Source organism: Pseudomonas sp. AGC41 (assembly GCF_057334555.1).
Genome location: NZ_JBHFJB010000156.1, coordinates 25015 through 42978, shown reverse-complemented (window position 1 = coordinate 42978; position 17964 = coordinate 25015). Strand labels below are relative to the sequence as shown.

The 17964-nt window shown below is 59.4% G+C and carries 18 protein-coding genes; 14 read left to right on the top strand and 4 right to left on the bottom strand.

Annotation, left to right across the window (positions count from 1 at the left end; genetic code table 11):
* Nucleotides 1-30 precede the first annotated feature (30 nt).
* A complete protein-coding gene (smpB, locus tag ACE04F_RS26750; protein WP_030139770.1) occupies nucleotides 31-513 on the bottom strand; it encodes an SsrA-binding protein SmpB in 483 nt (160 codons plus the stop codon).
* A gap of 118 nt (nucleotides 514-631) precedes the next feature.
* Between smpB and ACE04F_RS26745 the strand changes: the two genes are divergently transcribed.
* The 3 genes from ACE04F_RS26745 to ACE04F_RS26735 are packed head-to-tail and all read left to right on the top strand — an operon-like array spanning nucleotide 632 to nucleotide 2785.
* Nucleotides 632-2035 carry a sodium-dependent transporter gene (locus ACE04F_RS26745; protein ID WP_486110584.1) on the top strand — a complete coding sequence of 468 codons (1404 nt, stop codon included), beginning with the start codon at nucleotides 632-634 and terminating at the stop codon, nucleotides 2033-2035.
* A 7-nt stretch (nucleotides 2036-2042) separates the two neighbouring features.
* The gene (locus tag ACE04F_RS26740) at nucleotides 2043-2486 is read left to right on the top strand and encodes a type II toxin-antitoxin system RatA family toxin (protein WP_486110583.1); all 444 of its coding nucleotides are present in this window, start codon (nucleotides 2043-2045) and stop codon (nucleotides 2484-2486) included.
* Entirely contained in the window at nucleotides 2483-2785 is a 303-nt protein-coding gene (locus ACE04F_RS26735; RefSeq protein WP_486110582.1) for an RnfH family protein, read from the top strand. Before ACE04F_RS26740 ends, ACE04F_RS26735 begins: the two co-directional genes overlap by 4 nt.
* A 60-nt stretch (nucleotides 2786-2845) precedes the next feature.
* On the opposite strand, the gene bamE is transcribed toward ACE04F_RS26735, so the two are convergent.
* On the bottom strand, nucleotides 2846-3373 hold the full coding sequence (gene bamE / locus ACE04F_RS26730; RefSeq protein ID WP_305496923.1) for an outer membrane protein assembly factor BamE: 528 nt from the start codon (nucleotides 3371-3373) through the stop codon (nucleotides 2846-2848).
* A gap of 97 nt (nucleotides 3374-3470) precedes the next feature.
* On the opposite strand from bamE, the gene fur reads away from it, so the two are divergent.
* A complete protein-coding gene (fur, locus tag ACE04F_RS26725; RefSeq protein WP_305496921.1) occupies nucleotides 3471-3875 on the top strand; it encodes a ferric iron uptake transcriptional regulator in 405 nt (134 codons plus the stop codon).
* A 75-nt stretch (nucleotides 3876-3950) separates the two neighbouring features.
* Here the strand turns inward: fur and recN are convergent, their stop codons facing one another.
* Complete coding sequence (gene recN, locus ACE04F_RS26720) at nucleotides 3951-5624, bottom strand: DNA repair protein RecN (RefSeq protein ID WP_486110581.1); 1674 nt, start codon at nucleotides 5622-5624, stop codon at nucleotides 3951-3953.
* A gap of 240 nt (nucleotides 5625-5864) precedes the next feature.
* Between recN and grpE the strand changes: the two genes are divergently transcribed.
* The 8 genes from grpE to ACE04F_RS26680 all read left to right on the top strand — a co-directional run bounded on the left by grpE (nucleotide 5865) and on the right by ACE04F_RS26680 (nucleotide 16310).
* Complete coding sequence (gene grpE / locus ACE04F_RS26715; protein ID WP_181287537.1) at nucleotides 5865-6431, top strand: nucleotide exchange factor GrpE; 567 nt, start codon at nucleotides 5865-5867, stop codon at nucleotides 6429-6431.
* A 101-nt stretch (nucleotides 6432-6532) separates the two neighbouring features.
* Nucleotides 6533-8449: a molecular chaperone DnaK gene (dnaK, locus tag ACE04F_RS26710; RefSeq protein ID WP_434602781.1), complete on the top strand. Its 1917-nt coding sequence runs from the start codon at nucleotides 6533-6535 to the stop codon at nucleotides 8447-8449.
* A gap of 290 nt (nucleotides 8450-8739) precedes the next feature.
* Complete coding sequence (gene dnaJ / locus ACE04F_RS26705; protein WP_030139779.1) at nucleotides 8740-9864, top strand: molecular chaperone DnaJ; 1125 nt, start codon at nucleotides 8740-8742, stop codon at nucleotides 9862-9864.
* A gap of 9 nt (nucleotides 9865-9873) precedes the next feature.
* Nucleotides 9874-10680, top strand: coding sequence for a 4-hydroxy-tetrahydrodipicolinate reductase (gene dapB, locus ACE04F_RS26700; RefSeq protein ID WP_486110580.1), 807 nt, complete (start codon nucleotides 9874-9876; stop codon nucleotides 10678-10680).
* A gap of 254 nt (nucleotides 10681-10934) precedes the next feature.
* Nucleotides 10935-12071: a glutamine-hydrolyzing carbamoyl-phosphate synthase small subunit gene (carA, locus tag ACE04F_RS26695; RefSeq protein ID WP_486110579.1), complete on the top strand. Its 1137-nt coding sequence runs from the start codon at nucleotides 10935-10937 to the stop codon at nucleotides 12069-12071.
* 105 nt (nucleotides 12072-12176) lie between these two features.
* A complete protein-coding gene (gene carB / locus ACE04F_RS26690; RefSeq protein WP_486110578.1) occupies nucleotides 12177-15398 on the top strand; it encodes a carbamoyl-phosphate synthase large subunit in 3222 nt (1073 codons plus the stop codon).
* A 2-nt stretch (nucleotides 15399-15400) separates the two neighbouring features.
* Nucleotides 15401-15877: a transcription elongation factor GreA gene (gene greA / locus ACE04F_RS26685; RefSeq protein ID WP_030139783.1), complete on the top strand. Its 477-nt coding sequence runs from the start codon at nucleotides 15401-15403 to the stop codon at nucleotides 15875-15877.
* Between the two features lie 28 nt (nucleotides 15878-15905).
* Nucleotides 15906-16310: an MFS transporter gene (locus ACE04F_RS26680; protein ID WP_486110577.1), complete on the top strand. Its 405-nt coding sequence runs from the start codon at nucleotides 15906-15908 to the stop codon at nucleotides 16308-16310.
* 9 nt (nucleotides 16311-16319) lie between these two features.
* Here the strand turns inward: ACE04F_RS26680 and ACE04F_RS26675 are convergent, their stop codons facing one another.
* On the bottom strand, nucleotides 16320-16628 hold the full coding sequence (locus ACE04F_RS26675; RefSeq protein WP_181287543.1) for a YhbY family RNA-binding protein: 309 nt from the start codon (nucleotides 16626-16628) through the stop codon (nucleotides 16320-16322).
* Nucleotides 16629-16735: 107 nt separating this feature from the next.
* Between ACE04F_RS26675 and rlmE the strand changes: the two genes are divergently transcribed.
* Together rlmE and ACE04F_RS26665 are read left to right on the top strand one after the other, a co-directional pair.
* Nucleotides 16736-17386 (top strand): 23S rRNA (uridine(2552)-2'-O)-methyltransferase RlmE, encoded by a 651-nt coding sequence (gene rlmE, locus ACE04F_RS26670; RefSeq protein ID WP_305496908.1) that lies wholly within the window; start codon nucleotides 16736-16738, stop codon nucleotides 17384-17386.
* Nucleotides 17387-17579: 193 nt separating this feature from the next.
* Nucleotides 17580-17964 (top strand): ATP-dependent metallopeptidase FtsH/Yme1/Tma family protein (locus ACE04F_RS26665; RefSeq protein WP_486110576.1); only part of this gene is annotated, 385 nt, incomplete at its 3' end.

The window sequence follows — 17964 nt, the reverse complement described above, 5'->3', positions numbered from 1 at the left end:
CCCCGCTCCCACATGGGATCTTCCGAGGCTCTAGTCTTCCTTGCCCTTGTTCCGCACCGCGCGCTGCAACTCGCGCCCGGCATCGCGTTCGCGCTCGGTATCGCGCTTGTCGTATTCCTTCTTGCCCTTGCCCAGTGCAATTTCGCACTTGATCAAATGCTTGCTCCAGTACAGCGAGGTACAGACGCAGGCATAACCCTTCTGCTGCACGGAAGCGAAGAGCTTCTCCAGCTCCCGCTTGTTGAGCAGCAGTTTGCGCGAGCGCACAGGATCGGCAATGACGTGGGTGCTGGCGGTGGTCAGCGGCGTGATATGACTGCCCAGCAGCCAGGCTTCGCCGTCCTTGAGCAGGACGTAACTGTCGACCAGTTGCGCCTTGCCGGCACGCAAGCTTTTTACTTCCCAGCCGGCCAGGACCATGCCAGCCTCGAAACGCTGTTCGATGAAGTAATCGTGTCGCGCCTTTTTGTTTTGCGCGATGGTCCCTGTGGGGTGTTTCTTCTGTTTAGCCATAGGGGCGGCATTATAGGCAGTTGCGCGCGTGTCGGCTACGGTGAAGCAGCATGCTTGAGCAGGTTGAATGAATCCCGGACAATGCGGCCTCTTTTTTGAACGCTTGGGCGTGATCACGATGTCGACAGACAAGGTTTCTGTCCACGGCAGTTGGGCTAGCCGCTGGGTCTTCATATTCGCTGCGACCGGTTCGGCCGTGGGGCTGGGTAGTATCTGGAAGTTTCCGTACATGGTCGGCGTCTACGGCGGCGGAGCCTTCGTACTGATGTTCCTGGCATGCATCGCCCTGATCGGTGCGCCGGTCATGTTGGCCGAAACACTGATCGGTCGTCGCGCCCGGCAAAGCCCGGCCAATGCCTTGAAGGTGCTGGCGACGGAGGCGGGCCATTCGGCCAGGTGGTCGTGGGGAGCATTCGCCGGAATGGTCACGGCACTGTTGATCCTTTCTTTCTACAGTGTCGTTGGCGGCTGGTCCCTGGATTACATCATCGATATGGGGCGGGGAGATTTCCAGGGGGCGACGCCCGATCAGGTCGGCGCCTACTTCGGCAACGTGATCGCCGACCCCTGGAGGCTGACACTTTGGCACACGCTTTTCATGGTGCTCTCTGCCGTAGTGATCGCCCGAGGCGTGGTCGCCGGGCTTGAGCGCAGCCTGCGAATCATGATGCCGCTGCTGTTCGTGATGATCCTGGTGCTGCTGGGTTACAGCATGACCACCGGACATTTCATGGAGGGCGTGCATTTCATGTTCGATTTCCAGCCTGAAAAGGTCATGGACGGACTGTTGCCGGCCATGGGGCATGCGTTTTTCTCCCTGAGCGTTGGCGTCGGCTCGATCATGATCTATGGCGCCTACATGCCCAAGAACGCCTCGCTGACCAGGACTGTCTTCGGCGTAGCGTTGCTGGACACCTTTGTATCGCTGCTCGCCGGAGTGGCATTGTTTCCGATTGTATTCGCTGCTGGCCTGAACCCGAGTGAAGGGCCGGGGCTGATGTTCGTCAGTCTGCCTTTCGCCTTCGGCAGCATGCCGTTCGGCCAGGTAATGGGCGTGGTGTTTTTTGTCCTGGTGGCAGTCGCTGCCTGGAGCTCGGCCATTTCCTTGCTCGAACCGATGGTCGCTTACCTGGTTGAACGAACCCGCCTGAGCCGCGCCTGGGTCACTTTCTGGCTGGCCTTCACCTGCTGGTTTGTGGGATTAGGCACGGTGTTTTCCTTCAATATATGGAAGCAGGCGAAGTTTTTCGTGAACGAAGGCGGTCTGTTCCACCTCTATCAGTGGGGAGCGACCGGAGGGCTGGATTTCTTCGGAGTGATTGATTTCTTTACATCCCGGATCATGCTGCCTTTGGGTGGATTGTGTTTCGTGGTGTTCGCAGGGTGGATCATGGGGCGTGAGGCGGTGCGTGATGAGCTGTCGCTGCGTAGCCCGGTAGTGTTCGCCTTGAGTCTGTTCCTGATGCGCTATGTGGCGCCCATCGGCATCCTGGTAGTGTTTGCCGCCCAGCTGTGGAAGTGACGCTTACATGACGACACATATTCAACGCTCGGCCTTGCTGCCCTACCCGGCGCAGGCGCTGTACGACCTGGTCAACGACGTGGCGAGTTATCCGCAGTTCTTGCCCTGGTGCTCGTTCGCCGAGGTGCTTGAAAGCTCCGAAACCCACATGCGTGCCAGTCTCAATGTGGCCAAGGGCGGATTGAGCCAGCACTTTGTCACTCGTAACACCTTGGTGCCGGGGCAGTCGATCGAAATGAACCTCGAAGAGGGGCCGTTCAATCAGCTCCATGGTGTCTGGGTGTTCAAGCCGCTCGGGGAAAAGGCCTGCAAGATCAGCCTGGATCTCTCGTTCGACTACGCGGGGCCTATCGTGCGGGCGACCTTGGGGCCGCTGTTCAACCAGGCGGCCAATACGCTGGTCGATGCGTTCTGCCAACGCGCCAAACAGAACGCCGAGCTCAAGCGTTGATCGAGATTGAAGTGGTGCATGCCAGCGTCGACCGCCAGGTCTTGCGCACGTGTGCAGTGCCCGAAGGCACCAGCGTTCGTGCTGCGCTGCTGGCGTCGGGTATTGCCGAGGATTTTCCGGAGCTGGACTTGAGCACGTGTCCGATCGGTATTTTTGGCAAGGTGGGCGCCGATCCGGATCGGCAAGCGGTGCAAGCTTGTGATCGGCTCGAAGTCTATCGGCCGTTGCTGGCTGATCCGAAAGAAATTCGTCGTCTGCGAGCGGCCAAGGCTGCTCAGGCGCGTCAGGCGGATCAGTAGGCAGCGCCTTATTTGCAGGCATTAAAAAACCCGGCATGCCGGGTTTTTTGTTGTCGCATTTTATTGCGGCGAGGTGTCCAAAGGCTCGGGCGTCGGGACAGGTACGGTCTCGACGTTGTCCACATCCTTCTGGATCTGATCCAGCAACGAACCTGGCTTGGCCGGTTTTTCCGGTTTCGGCTGTTCGGCATTCTGGGTCGGGTCGGTGACGGTCGTACCGCTGTCCTTGCCCATGATGGCCTCATCGCGGCTCACACCAGGCATGAAATCACCCGACAGGCTGACAAGCTGGTCATTGGCATTGAAGATAACGCTGATGCGTTCCTGTTGCCGTTCACCACCGCCTGGCTGCAGGCTGTACAGGTAATCCCAGCGATCGGCATGGAACGTGTCGGTCAGCAGGGGGTTGCCCATGATAAACCGTACTTGCCGACGGGTCATTCCCGGGCGTAACTGGTCTATCATGTCCTGCGTGACGACATTGCCCTGCTGGATGTCGATTTTGTAAACCCCGGGGAATGAACAACCGGCGAGTGCGAGCAGTCCCACGAAGGTGAAACTGGTTAGCAAGAGCTTGGTGTTTTGCATCGGTGGGCGACTTCCACTATCTTGGCTGGGACAACGTAAACGCCGATCATACCCGCATTAAGAGAAGCTGCGAAGCAGCATCGCGAGAAAGCTGACCATGGTTGAAAATAGCGAACTACGCAAAGCCGGCCTCAAAGTGACCCTGCCAAGGGTCAAGATTCTGCAAATGCTCGATTCCGCCGAGCAACGCCACATGAGTGCCGAAGACGTCTACAAGGCGCTCATGGAAGCTGGCGAGGACGTCGGTCTGGCCACGGTTTACCGTGTATTGACCCAATTCGAGGCGGCGGGACTGGTGGCTCGTCATAATTTTGATGGCGGTCATGCTGTCTTCGAATTGGCGGACGGGGAGCACCATGACCACATGGTGGATGTAGAGACTCGCGAGGTAATCGAGTTCGTCAGTCCCGAAATCGAGAAGCTGCAAAAGGCGATTGCTGACGAGTATGGCTTCGATTTGATCGATCACCATCTCGTCCTGCATGTCCGCAAGCGCAAGTAAGTTCGTCACGTAGGCGAAAGCCCGCAAAACGAAAGAAGGCGACCCTCGGGTCGCCTTCTTGCTTTGCGGGGTTTTTCAGCTTTTTGCCGCAACCACCATTTTTTTGGCATGCGCCAAGGATTCCTTGGTCAGGTCGATGCCTCCCAGCATTCGCGCCACTTCTTCCACGCGCTCGTTCTTGTCGAGCTTGGAGACGGCGGTGCGAGTAGCGTCTTCGCCACGCACCTTATGCACGAACAAATGTTGGTGGCCCTGAGCCGCGACCTGAGGCAGGTGAGTCACCGTCAATACCTGCCCACGCTCACCCAGCCTGCGTAGCAATTGGCCAACGATCTCTGCTGTCGGGCCGCCAATGCCCACGTCAACTTCGTCGAACACCAAAGTTGGCACACGGGATGTCTGCGCCGTGATGACCTGGATGGCCAGGCTGATGCGCGACAGCTCACCGCCGGAAGCGACTTTTGCCAGCGCCTTGAGCGGTTGTCCGGGGTTGGCACTGACCAGTAGCTCCACTTGTTCCAAGCCATTGGGTTGAAGCTCGTCTCCGGCGTTGGGGCGCAGTTCGATAGTAAATCGGCCGCCTGGCATGCCAAGACGCTGGATTTCCTGTTCCACCGCACTGGCCAATCCGGTGGCGGCTTTGCTACGCAGTTCGCTGAGCTCCCTGGCCTTTTCCTGGTAATGACGAGCATAGGATGCCAGTTCATCGCCGAGTCGCTCGATGGATTCATCGTTGGCGTTCAGGGTTTCCAGTTCTTCCAGCAGGCGCTGTTGCAGTTCGACGACTTCGGTTGGCTGGACGCGGTGTTTGCGTGCAAGCGTATAGATAGTGTCCAGGCGCTCTTCCAGATATTGCAGGCGCGCGGGGTCGGCATCGAAATGATCCAGGAACCGGTTCAGTTCGCCGACGGCTTCCTCGACCTGGATCTGTGCGCTGGTCAGCAGATTGCTCGCCTCGCTCAGGGCACCTACCGAGCTGCTGACGCTGGAGAGCCGGTTCAGGCTCGCCGTCAATGCGCTGAGCACATTGCCCGAGTCGTTTTCGCTGCATTGTTCGACGACCTGCCGACAGACCCCCAGGAGCGCTTCGGCGTTGGTCAGGTTCTTGTGCTCCTGTTCCAGTTCTCCCAGTTCGTTTTCGCCCAGGGCCAGGTTCTCCAACTCTTCGAGTTGGTAGCTCAAGAGCTGGTGGCGGGCGCGTTGCTCGTCGCCGGAATTGGCGAGTCGGTCCAGCTCCTGCCGGGTCTGGCGCCAGCGTTGGGCTGCCAGGTGAACCTGGCGGGCCAGGTCGGTGGCTCCGGCGTATTCGTCGAGCAGGCGGCGATGGGTATCGGTCTTGAGCAGGGACTGGTGTTCATGCTGGCTGTGAATATCGATCAGCAGTTCGCCGAGCGCCTTCAGGTCCCCCAGCGGGCAGGGCGAGCCGTTGATATAGCCGCGGGAGCGGCCTTCGGCGGTGATGACCCGACGCAGGATGCACAGGCCGTCAGTGTCCAGGTCCCGTTCGGCCAGCCAAGCGCTGGCTTCGGGAATGTCGACCAGGTCGAAAGTTGCCAGGATGTCGGCCTTGTCTGCGCCGGGGCGCACCACGCCGCTGTCGGCACGATCACCCAGGGTCAGCCCGAGGGCATCGAGCATGATCGATTTGCCAGCACCGGTTTCACCGGTAATCACGCTCATGCCCCGGTCGAGTTCGAGGTCGAGATGTTCGACGATGGCGTAGTTGTGTACGGACAGGTGCACCAGCATAAGGCCGCTCCCAGGCATTAGGTCTGGTTATTTATACAGTGTTTTGGCGCGGACTGACAATGCCCGGGCTTAGCTCTATTTGCTTGGACTGCCTGAGTTTTTAGCGCTGCTGGGAATGATATGCAGCTGTTTTTTGTAAGGTTAATTCGTCGCGCGGCCCTTGAAGCTGAAAAACGTGGCCCCATATACCGGGGCAGAAGCGCGAGTCGAGCTCGCGGACGAAGTTGAAAGGAGAAATCTATGGCTGACGAACAGACGCAGGACACGCAAAATCTAGACGCCAATCAGGCTCCCCAGGATTCGGGCGAAGACCTGTCGGCTCGTGTACAAGTGCTCGAAGAGCAACTGGCCGGTGCTCAGGATCAGGCGTTGCGCGTAGCAGCCGACCTGCAGAATGTCCGCCGCCGCGCCGAGCAAGACGTGGAAAAGGCCCACAAGTTTGCCTTGGAGCGTTTCGCTGGCGACCTGCTGCCAATCATCGACAGCCTGGAGCGCGGCCTCGAGCTGTCCAACCCGGACGACGAGAACATCCGTCCGATGCGTGAAGGCATCGAGCTGACCCTGAAGATGTTCCAGGACACCCTCAAGCGCTATCAGCTTGAAGCGATCGATCCTCACGGTGAACCCTTCAACGCCGAGCACCACCAGGCCATGGCGATGCAGGAAAGTGCCGACGTCGAGCCGAACAGCGTGCTGAAAGTGTTCCAAAAGGGCTACCTGCTCAACGGCCGCTTGCTGCGCCCGGCCATGGTTGTGGTCAGCAAGGCGCCAGCGCCGGTTTCGCCTTCTATCGATGAGCAGGCTTGAAATCGGGCGCAACGGCCCCATTAAGAAGTCAAGCGTTTAAGTACTACCGCAGTTAGCCACCACTGCTGCGGCAAAAAAATTCAAGTTCCGGGAGAGTTAACATGGGCAAGATTATCGGTATCGACCTGGGGACCACCAACTCGTGCGTCTCCGTGCTGGAAAACGGCAAGGCCAAAGTCATCGAGAATGCTGAAGGCGCGCGTACCACGCCGTCGATCATCGCTTACGCCAACGATGGCGAGATCCTGGTGGGCCAGTCCGCCAAGCGTCAGGCTGTGACCAATCCGCATAACACCCTGTACGCGGTGAAGCGTCTGATCGGCCGCAAGTTCGACGAAGAAGTCGTGCAGAAAGACATCAAGATGGTGCCTTACAAAATCGCCAAGGCTGACAACGGCGACGCATGGGTTGAAGTGAACGGCCAGAAAATGGCGCCGCCACAGATCTCGGCTGAAATCCTGAAAAAAATGAAGAAGACCGCCGAAGACTACCTCGGCGAGCCAGTGACCGAAGCGGTCATTACCGTTCCTGCCTACTTCAACGACAGCCAGCGCCAGGCGACCAAGGACGCCGGCCGCATCGCTGGCCTGGACGTGAAACGCATCATCAACGAACCTACCGCAGCCGCTCTGGCCTACGGTATGGACAAGGCCAAGGGCGATCACACCGTGATCGTTTATGACCTGGGTGGCGGTACTTTCGACGTTTCCGTGATCGAAATCGCCGAAGTCGATGGCGAGCACCAGTTCGAAGTATTGGCAACCAACGGCGACACGTTCCTGGGTGGTGAAGACTTCGACATCCGCCTGATCGACTACCTTGTCGATGAGTTCAAGAAAGAAAGCGGCATGAACCTCAAGGGTGACCCGCTGGCCATGCAGCGTCTGAAAGAGGCCGCTGAGAAAGCCAAGATCGAACTGTCCTCGAGCCAGTCGACCGACGTGAACCTGCCGTACATCACCGCAGACGCCACCGGTCCGAAGCACCTGAACGTGAAAATCTCCCGCGCCAAACTCGAAGCGCTGGTGGAAGACCTGGTTCAGCGCACCATCGAACCTTGCCGTATTGCGATGAAGGACGCCGGTATCGACGTTGGCTCGATCAACGACGTGATCCTGGTCGGCGGTCAGACCCGTATGCCGCTGGTGCAGAAGCTGGTCACCGATTTCTTCGGTAAGGAAGCACGTAAGGACGTGAACCCGGACGAAGCCGTTGCCATGGGTGCTGCCATCCAGGGTGCCGTTCTGGCCGGCGACGTGAAAGACGTTCTGCTGCTCGACGTCAGCCCGCTGACCCTGGGTATCGAAACCATGGGCGGCGTGATGACCGCGCTGATCGAGAAAAACACCACGATTCCTACCAAGAAATCCCAGGTGTTCTCGACGGCCGACGACAACCAGAGCGCGGTGACCATCCACGTGCTGCAAGGTGAGCGCAAGCAAGCGGCACAGAACAAATCTCTGGGCAAGTTCGACCTGGCCGAGATTCCGCCAGCGCCACGTGGTGTGCCGCAAATCGAAGTGACCTTCGACATCGACGCCAACGGCATCCTGCACGTCGGCGCGAAAGACAAGGCCACCGGCAAGACTCAGTCGATCGTGATCAAGGCCAACTCCGGTCTGTCCGAGGAAGAAATTCAGCAGATGGTTCGCGACGCTGAAGTCAACGCCGAGGAAGACCGCAAGTTCGAAGAGCTGGCCAGCGCTCGTAACCAGGGCGACGCCTTGGTTCACTCGACCCGTAAGATGGTTGCCGATGCCGGCGACAAAGTGACCGCTGAAGAGAAAACTGCGATCGAAGCCGCCGTGGTTGCCCTTGAAGCGGCCGTCAAAGGCGACGACAAGGCTGCCATCGAAGCGAAGATCGAAGAGCTGTCGAAAGTCTCCGCGCCAGTGGCTCAGAAGATGTATGCCGAGCAGGCCCAGCCAGCTGAAGGTGCTGCGCAGCAAGGCGAATCGGCCGAGAAAGCCGATGACGTGGTCGACGCTGAGTTCGAAGAAGTGAAAGACAACAAGTAATCGCTTGTTGGTCGGCCGGTTGACTGCGTTTGTGCGGTGGCTGGTAGGATGTCGCCGCGCGGGAGCTTGCTCCCGCGTTGGCGTGTCTGGAGTCAGTGAATTTTTACAGCATGCGACAGCGTTCGGGTGCTGGCGGTGTGTTCGGGAATGCTCCTGCTTTCCGGGCGATATGCGCCGAGACCAGGATCGTTGAATCGACGTGAGTTGGGTCCGGGCCTGTATTGGGGCTCAACGAGTTTGGCAAGGTTCAGGAGAGGTTTGCCGGACGTCCTATAAGAGTGCAAAGACTAATGGCGAAGCGTGATTTTTACGAAGTATTGGGTGTCGAGCGGGGAGCCAGCGAGGCAGAGCTGAAAAAGGCTTACCGTCGCCTGGCGATGAAGCACCACCCAGACCGTAATCCCGGCGATAAAGCGTCGGAAGAGATGTTCAAGGAAGCCAACGAGGCTTACGAAGTTCTGTCCGATTCCAGCAAGCGCGCGGCCTATGACCAGTACGGACATGCCGGTGTCGACCCGAGCATGGGTGGCGGCGGTGCCGGTTTTGGCGGCCAGAACTTCTCCGATATCTTCGGCGATGTGTTCAGTGATTTCTTTGGCGGCGGTCGCGGTGGCGCCCGTGGTGGTGCCCAGCGTGGCAGCGATTTGCGCTACACGTTGGAACTGAATCTGGAAGAAGCGGTGCGCGGTACCACGGTGAATATCCGTGTGCCGACGCTGGTCAATTGCAAGCCATGCGACGGTTCGGGCGCCAAGAAGGGCTCCTCGCCAGTCACCTGCCCGACTTGCGGCGGCATCGGCCAGGTTCGCATGCAGCAGGGCTTCTTCTCGGTCCAGCAAACCTGCCCACGTTGCCATGGTCAGGGCAAGATCATTTCCGATCCGTGCGACTCCTGCCACGGCGAAGGGCGTGTCGAAGAGTACAAGACGCTGTCGGTCAAAGTGCCGGCCGGTGTCGACACCGGTGACCGCATTCGTCTGTCCGGCGAAGGCGAGGCGGGCGCCCAGGGCGGCCCGACCGGCGATCTGTATGTGGTGATCAACGTGCGCGAGCACGCGATCTTCCAGCGTGATGGCAAGCACCTGTTCTGCGAAGTTCCGATCAGTTTTGTTGATGCGGCCTTGGGCGGTGAGCTTGAAATTCCGACCCTTGATGGTCGCGTCAAATTGAAGATTCCCGAAGGGACGCAAACCGGCAAGCAGTTCCGCATTCGCGGCAAGGGCGTGGCCCCGGTGCGTGGCGGTGGTGCGGGCGACCTGATGTGTCGCGTCGCGGTAGAGACACCGGTCAATCTGAGCCGGCGCCAGCGGGAGTTGCTCGAAGAGTTCCGCAGTTCCCTGGCGGATGACAACAGCCACTCGCCGAAAACCACCGGTTGGTTCGAAGGTGTGAAGCGCTTCTTCGGCGATCTGTAAGGAATGGGCATGCGACGTATAGCTGTGATGGGCGCCGCGGGGCGCATGGGCAAGGCGCTGGTCGAGGCGGTGCAGCAGCGCTCGCCGCTCTCCGGCCTGACGGCTGCCATCGTCCGGCCCGACAGTACGCTGGTGGGCGCCGATGCCGGCGAGCTGGCCTCGATCGGACGTATCGGCGTGCCAATGTCCGGTGGGCTGGAAAAGGTGCTCGACGAGTTTGATGTCCTGATCGACTTCACCCTGCCGGAAGTCATGCTGAAAAACCTCGCCACCTGCCGCAAGGCCGGCAAGGCCATGGTCATCGGCACGACCGGCCTGGATGCTGAGCAGAAGCGAATGTTGGCCGATGCCGGCCAGGACATTCCGATCGTGTTCGCGGCGAACTTCAGCGTGGGCGTGAACCTCTCGCTCAAGCTGCTGGACCTGACGGCGCGGGTGCTGGGTGATGATGCGGATATCGAAATCATCGAGGCGCATCACCGTCACAAGATCGATGCGCCTTCGGGAACAGCCTTGCGCATGGGGGAGGTGATTGCCGATGCGCTGGGTCGCGATCTGCAGGAGGTGGCCGTGTATGGCCGTCAGGGGCACACCGGTGCGCGTGAGCGAGACACCATCGGTTTCGCGACCGTGCGTGGCGGCGACGTGGTAGGTGATCACACCGTGCTGTTCGCCACCGAGGGTGAGCGCTTGGAGATCACGCACAAGGCGTCGAGTCGGATGACTTTCGCCAAGGGCGCCGTGCGTGCCGCGCTGTGGCTGGATGGTCGCGAGCCCGGCTTGTACGACATGCAGGACGTTCTCGATCTGCGTTGATGCCTTCAAGGCGGGGTTCAGGTTACACTGAGCCCCGTTTTACACCGCTTCGCGACGGCCTGTCGCATTCCCCTGCCTTTAAGGCTCATTAGCGGTGGACCAAAAAAGCCTTTTTCTGTAAGCTACAGCTTTAGTGTGTCCACTAAAAGCGCGCAGAATAATTCAGTGAACAAGCGGGGTGACGTGTCCATACGTCACTCCGCTTTTTTACAACCTGCGATCGCCCTTTCAGGCTTTATTTACGGGAGGTCTTCTTGACTAAGCCAGCCATACTCGCCCTTGCTGATGGCAGCATTTTTCGCGGCGAAGCCATTGGAGCCGACGGTCAGACCGTTGGTGAGGTGGTGTTTAACACCGCAATGACCGGCTATCAGGAAATTCTTACCGATCCTTCCTACGCCCAGCAAATCGTTACCCTGACTTACCCGCACATCGGTAACACCGGCACCACGCCGGAAGATGCCGAGTCCGATCGTGTCTGGTCCGCTGGCCTGGTCATCCGCGACCTGCCGCTGGTAGCGAGTAACTGGCGTAACAAGATGTCCCTGTCCGACTACCTGAAAGCCAACAACGTCGTGGCGATCGCCGGTATCGACACCCGTCGCCTGACCCGCATCCTGCGGGAAAAAGGCGCGCAGAACGGCTGCATCATGGCCGGTGACAATATTTCCGACGAGGCCGCCATTGCCGCTGCCCGGGGTTTCCCAGGCCTCAAGGGCATGGACCTGGCGAAAGTCGTCAGCACTCAGAAACAGTACGAGTGGCGCTCCTCGGTCTGGGATCTGAAAACCGATAGCCACGCGACGATCGAGACTTCCGAACTGCCGTATCACGTGGTCGCCTACGATTACGGCGTCAAGCTGAACATCCTGCGCATGCTGGTCGCGCGCGGTTGCCGCGTCACCGTAGTGCCGGCCCAGACCCCCGCGGCTGATGTCCTGGCCCTCAAGCCCGACGGCGTGTTCCTGTCCAACGGCCCGGGTGACCCGGAACCATGCGACTACGCGATCCAGGCGATCAAGGACGTGCTGGAAACCGAGATCCCGGTATTCGGTATCTGCCTGGGGCACCAGTTGCTGGCCCTGGCGTCGGGCGCCAAGACCCTGAAAATGGGCCACGGCCACCACGGTGCCAACCACCCGGTCCAGGACCTGGACACCGGTGTCGTCATGATCACCAGCCAGAACCACGGTTTTGCGGTGGACGAAGCGACCCTGCCGGCCAACGTACGGGCTATCCACAAGTCGCTGTTCGACGGCACGCTGCAAGGCATCGAGCGTACCGACAAGAGCGCGTTCAGCTTCCAGGGCCACCCTGAGGCGAGCCCGGGCCCGAACGATGTGGCGCCACTGTTCGATCGCTTCATCAATGAGATGGCCAAGCGCCGCTGACCGCGTGAAACCCGAGGGCGGCCCCGACAACGGCGGCCCCCGCGGGCGCTTCAAAGATTGTTCGACGGCCTAGCCGACTGACCTGCGGATTTGAGTGACAAACCCATGCCAAAACGTACAGACATAAAAAGCATCCTGATTCTCGGCGCTGGCCCGATCGTGATCGGCCAGGCCTGCGAATTCGACTACTCCGGCGCCCAGGCTTGCAAAGCCCTGCGCGAAGAGGGTTATCGCGTCATCCTGGTGAACTCCAACCCGGCCACCATCATGACCGACCCGGCCATGGCCGACGCCACCTACATCGAGCCGATCAAGTGGCAGACCGTTGCCAAGATCATCGAGAAGGAGCGTCCGGACGCGCTGCTGCCGACCATGGGTGGCCAGACCGCTTTGAACTGCGCCCTGGACCTGGAGCGCGAAGGTGTCTTGGAAAAATTCGGTGTGGAAATGATCGGCGCCAATGCCGATACCATCGACAAGGCCGAAGATCGTTCGCGCTTCGACAAGGCGATGAAATCCATCGGCCTGGACTGCCCACGCTCGGGCATCGCCCACAGCATGGAAGAAGCCAACGCCGTGCTGGAACGCCTCGGCTTCCCGTGCATCATCCGTCCGTCCTTCACCATGGGCGGCACGGGTGGTGGCATCGCCTACAACCGTGAAGAATTCGAAGAAATCTGCGCCCGTGGGCTGGACCTGTCGCCAACCAAGGAACTGCTGATCGACGAGTCCCTGATCGGTTGGAAAGAATACGAAATGGAAGTTGTCCGCGACAAAAAGGACAACTGCATCATCGTTTGCTCCATCGAGAACTTCGACCCGATGGGCGTGCACACTGGCGACTCGATCACCGTAGCACCGGCCCAGACCCTGACTGACAAGGAATACCAGATCCTGCGTAACGCCTCCCTGGCGGTACTGCGCGAGATCGGCGTGGAAACCGGTGGCTCCAACGTCCAGTTCGGCATTTGCCCGAACACTGGCCGCATGGTGGTCATCGAGATGAACCCGCGCGTATCCCGTTCGTCGGCCCTGGCCTCGAAGGCCACCGGTTTCCCGATCGCTAAGGTCGCCGCCAAGCTGGCCGTCGGCTACACCCTGGACGAACTGTCGAACGACATCACCGGCGGCAAGACCCCGGCGTCCTTCGAGCCGTCCATCGACTACGTGGTGACCAAGCTGCCGCGTTTCGCTTTCGAAAAATTCGCCAAGGCTGATGCGCGCCTGACCACTCAGATGAAGTCGGTGGGTGAAGTCATGGCCATCGGCCGGACTTTCCAGGAATCCCTGCAAAAAGCCCTTCGTGGCCTGGAAGTGGGTGTCTGCGGCCTCGATCCGAAGCTGGACCTGAGCAAGCCGGAAAGCATGAGCGAGCTCAAGCGCGAGCTGACCGTGCCGGGCGCCGAGCGTATCTGGTACGTGGCGGATGCCTTCCGCGCCGGCATGACTGTCGAGCAGATTTTCGACATGAACATGATCGACCCTTGGTTCCTGGTGCAGATCGAAGATCTGATCAAGGAAGAAGAGAAGGTCAAGACCATGGGCATGTCCAGCATCGATCGCAACGCGATGCTGGGTCTTAAGCGCAAGGGCTTCTCCGACATGCGCCTGGCCAAGCTGCTGGGTGTGACCGAAAAGAGCCTGCGCACTCACCGCCACAAGCTGGAGGTCTTCCCGGTCTACAAGCGCGTCGACACCTGCGCGGCCGAGTTCGCCACCGACACGGCCTACCTGTACTCCACGTACGAAGAAGAGTGCGAAGCCGCGCCTTCGACCCGGGACAAGATCATGATCCTGGGTGGCGGTCCGAACCGGATCGGCCAGGGCATCGAGTTCGACTACTGCTGCGTCCACGCGGCACTGGCGCTGCGCGACGATGGTTACGAAACCATCATGGTCAACTGCAACCCGGAGACCGTTTCCACCGACTACGACACCTCTGATCGCCTGTACTTCGAGCCAGTGACCCTGGAAGACGTGCTGGAAATCGTCCGTGTCGAGAAGCCAAAAGGCGTGATCGTCCAGTACGGCGGGCAGACTCCTCTGAAACTGGCCCGCGCCCTCGAAGCCGCTGGCGTGCCGATCATCGGCACCAGCCCGGATGCCATCGACCGCGCCGAAGACCGCGAGCGCTTCCAGCAGATGGTCGAGCGCCTGAACCTGCGCCAGCCACCAAACGCCACCGTGCGCAGCGAAGACGAAGCTATTCGTGCCGCGGCGAAGATCGGTTATCCGCTGGTGGTGCGCCCGTCCTACGTACTGGGCGGCCGTGCGATGGAAATCGTTTACCAGGAAGACGAACTCAAGCGCTACCTGCGCGAAGCGGTCCAGGTGTCCAACGACAGCCCGGTTCTGCTCGACCACTTCCTCAACTGCGCCATCGAAATGGACGTGGACGCGGTCTGCGACGGCAAGGATGTCGTGATCGGCGCAATCATGCAGCACATCGAGCAGGCCGGCGTTCACTCCGGTGACTCTGCCTGTTCGCTGCCGCCGTACTCGTTGCCGGCCCACATCCAGGACGAGATGCGTGAGCAGGTCAAGAAAATGGCTCTGGAACTCGGCGTCATCGGCCTGATGAACGTGCAGCTGGCGCTTCAGGGCGAAGACATCTATGTCATCGAAGTCAACCCGCGCGCCTCCCGGACCGTACCGTTCGTGTCCAAGTGCATCGGTGTTTCCCTGGCGATGATCGCTGCTCGCGTGATGGCCGGTAAAACCTTGGCGGAGCTGAACTTCACCAAGGAAATCATCCCGAACTTCTACAGCGTGAAGGAGGCGGTGTTCCCGTTCGCCAAATTCCCTGGCGTAGACCCGATCCTCGGTCCGGAAATGAAATCCACCGGTGAAGTGATGGGCGTTGGCGACACCTTCGGCGAGGCCTTTGCCAAGGCCCAGATGGGCGCCAGCGAAGTCCTGCCGACGGGCGGCACGGCGTTCATCAGCGTGCGTGATGACGACAAGCCACTGGTTGCGGGCGTGGCCCGTGATCTGATCAACTTGGGTTTCGAAGTGGTCGCCACTGCCGGTACCGCCAAACTGATCGAGGCGGCGGGCCTGAAAGTGCGCCGCGTGAACAAGGTGACCGAGGGGCGTCCGCACGTGGTCGACATGATCAAGAATGACGAAGTCACGCTGATCATCAATACCACCGAAGGTCGCCAGTCGATCGCCGATTCCTATTCCATTCGTCGCAATGCGTTGCAGCATAAAATCTACTGCACCACGACTATTGCTGCCGGCGAAGCGATCTGCGAAGCGCTCAAGTTCGGACCTGAGAAGACCGTACGTCGCTTGCAGGATCTACATGCAGGATTGAAGGCATGAGCATAACCAAGTACCCGATGACTGTTCAGGGCGCGAAGGCCCTGGAGGAAGAGCACGCTTTCCTGACCAAGGTCGAGCGCCCGCGCTTGAGCCAGGCGATCGGTGAAGCCCGTGAACTGGGCGACCTGAAGGAAAACGCCGAATACCATGCTGCCCGAGAGGAGCAGGGCATGGTCGAGGCGCGCGTGCGCGACATCGAAGGCCGCATGCAGAATGCGGTGATCATCGATGTCACGACGATTCCGCACACTGGCAAAGTGATTTTCGGCACTACCGTGGAAATCGCCAACGTCGAGACTGATGAAAGCGTCACTTACCAGATCGTTGGTGAGGACGAGGCGGACATCAAGCTCGGCAAGATTTCAGTCGGCTCACCCATCGCCCGCGCCTTGATTGCCAAGGAAGAGGGTGATGTGGTGGCGGTGAAGACGCCTGGCGGTGTCATCGAGTACGAGATTGTCGAAGTCCGTCATATCTGAACGAAGGCACCCGCTGCGTGCGGGTGCCATGATCTGGCAGCTCACCCAGATGTTATGGGTGGGCGGCGTCTGGTTGTTGCACATCGGTCTGCTGCCGGTGCTGGGTCAGATCGGCCTGGCACCGCTGCTCATTGATGAAATCGCAGGTATGCTGACGGCACTGCTGGTGGGTTTTTCGGCAGTGTGCGTGATATTCCAGGCTTTGGTGCTGGTTCAGGCCGATGGCCTTGGCAGTCTATGGCGTGACATCCGTGGCCAATTGCTGCTCATGGCCTTGTACGCTTGCGGAATGTTCCTGGCGGTGCGTCTCGGCTGGCCGGATGCGAGCCAATGGCAGGTATTCAGCTATCTGGTGCTGGGTTTTTCCGGCCTGATGCTGGTGTTGCAACCGGTTCCCGGATGGAGCGGCAGGGTGCGCGAAGCACACCCTTGACCCTTTGTATCACTTGAAGCGGTGAACGTTCGACAGTTGCTTGTTGACGCTGAAATTCTTGCGATAAATCAGTGCCATCTTGCCGATGACCTGGACCAGGTCAGCCTTGCCGACCTTGCACAGCTCCGCAACGGCAGCCAGGCGGGCTTCGCGGTCGAGGATGTTGAGCTTGATCTTGATCAGCTCGTGATCGCCGAGGGCGCGTTCCAGTTCAGCAAGGACACCTTCAGTCAAACCGTTGTCAGCCACAGTCAAAACCGGTTTCAGATGGTGGCCAATGGATTTGTATTGTTTCTTCTGCTCTTGAGTGAGCGGCATAATCTGACCCCTGTGTCTGATCTTGTAAAAAGCGGCGGCCAGTTTACCCGAGCGAGTCCGGGACCGCCCAGTTAATCACGACCCGATTTATTTTTCAGAGGTGGCCCGTGGCCCGTTCCAAGACTAGCCAGAACTGGCTGAGAGAGCATTTCAACGATCCGTACGTCAAAATGGCGCAAAAAGACGGCTATCGTTCGCGTGCCAGCTACAAATTGCTGGAAATCCAGGAGAAGGATCGCCTGATTCGTCCCGGCATGACCGTCATCGACCTCGGCGCCGCGCCGGGTGGCTGGTCGCAGGTGACCAGTCGTCTGATTGGTGGTCAAGGGCGATTGATCGCTTCGGACATTCTGGAGATGGACAGCATCCCTGACGTGACCTTTATCCAGGGCGATTTCACCGAGGACGCCGTATTGGCACAAATCCTCGAGGCCGTCGGAAATACCCAGGTCGACCTTGTGATTTCCGATATGGCCCCCAATATGAGTGGATTGGCGGCTGTCGACATGCCTCGTGCAATGTTCCTCAGCGAGCTGGCCCTGGATCTGGCGGGGCGGGTTCTGCGTCCGGGTGGTGATTTCCTGATCAAGGTCTTCCAGGGGGAAGGCTTCGATGAATACCACAAGGGCATGCGCAAATTGTTCGACAAGGTTCAGATGCGCAAGCCATTGTCGTCCCGCGACCGCTCTCGCGAGCAGTATTTGCTGGCGCGAGGGTTCCGCGGGATTGAAGGCGCTTCCAGTGATGAGCGGCTTTGAAACAGGCCGATAGTTTTTTTTGTATCGCATTGCTGGCGCCGCGTAACGAAAATTGCGCGAGTCAAAGTTTCACAAAGGGTTACAGACGGCGCCTGCCAGAGTCGCAGGTAATGTAGTAAGTTAGGCCGGTGAATATCATGCGAAGCGCGCGCCAGTAGCGGAGCTTGCTTCAGAGGGTAGTTAATTGAACGATATGGCAAAGAATCTGATCCTGTGGTTGATCATCGCTGCTGTCCTTGTGACCGTGATGAACAACTTCTCCAGCCCTAACGAGCCGCAGACCCTCAACTATTCCGATTTCCTCCAGCAGGTCAAGGAAGGCAAGGTCGAGCGCGTAGCCGTTGATGGTTATGTGATTACCGGCAAGCGCAGCGATGGCGACAGCTTCAAGACCATTCGTCCAGCGATCCAGGACAATGGTTTGATCGGCGACCTGGTGGACAATCATGTCGTGATCGAAGGCAAGCAGCCTGAGCAGCAAAGTATCTGGACCCAGCTCCTGGTTGCGAGCTTCCCGATCCTGGTGATCATCGCGGTGTTCATGTTCTTCATGCGCCAGATGCAGGGCGGGGCTGGAG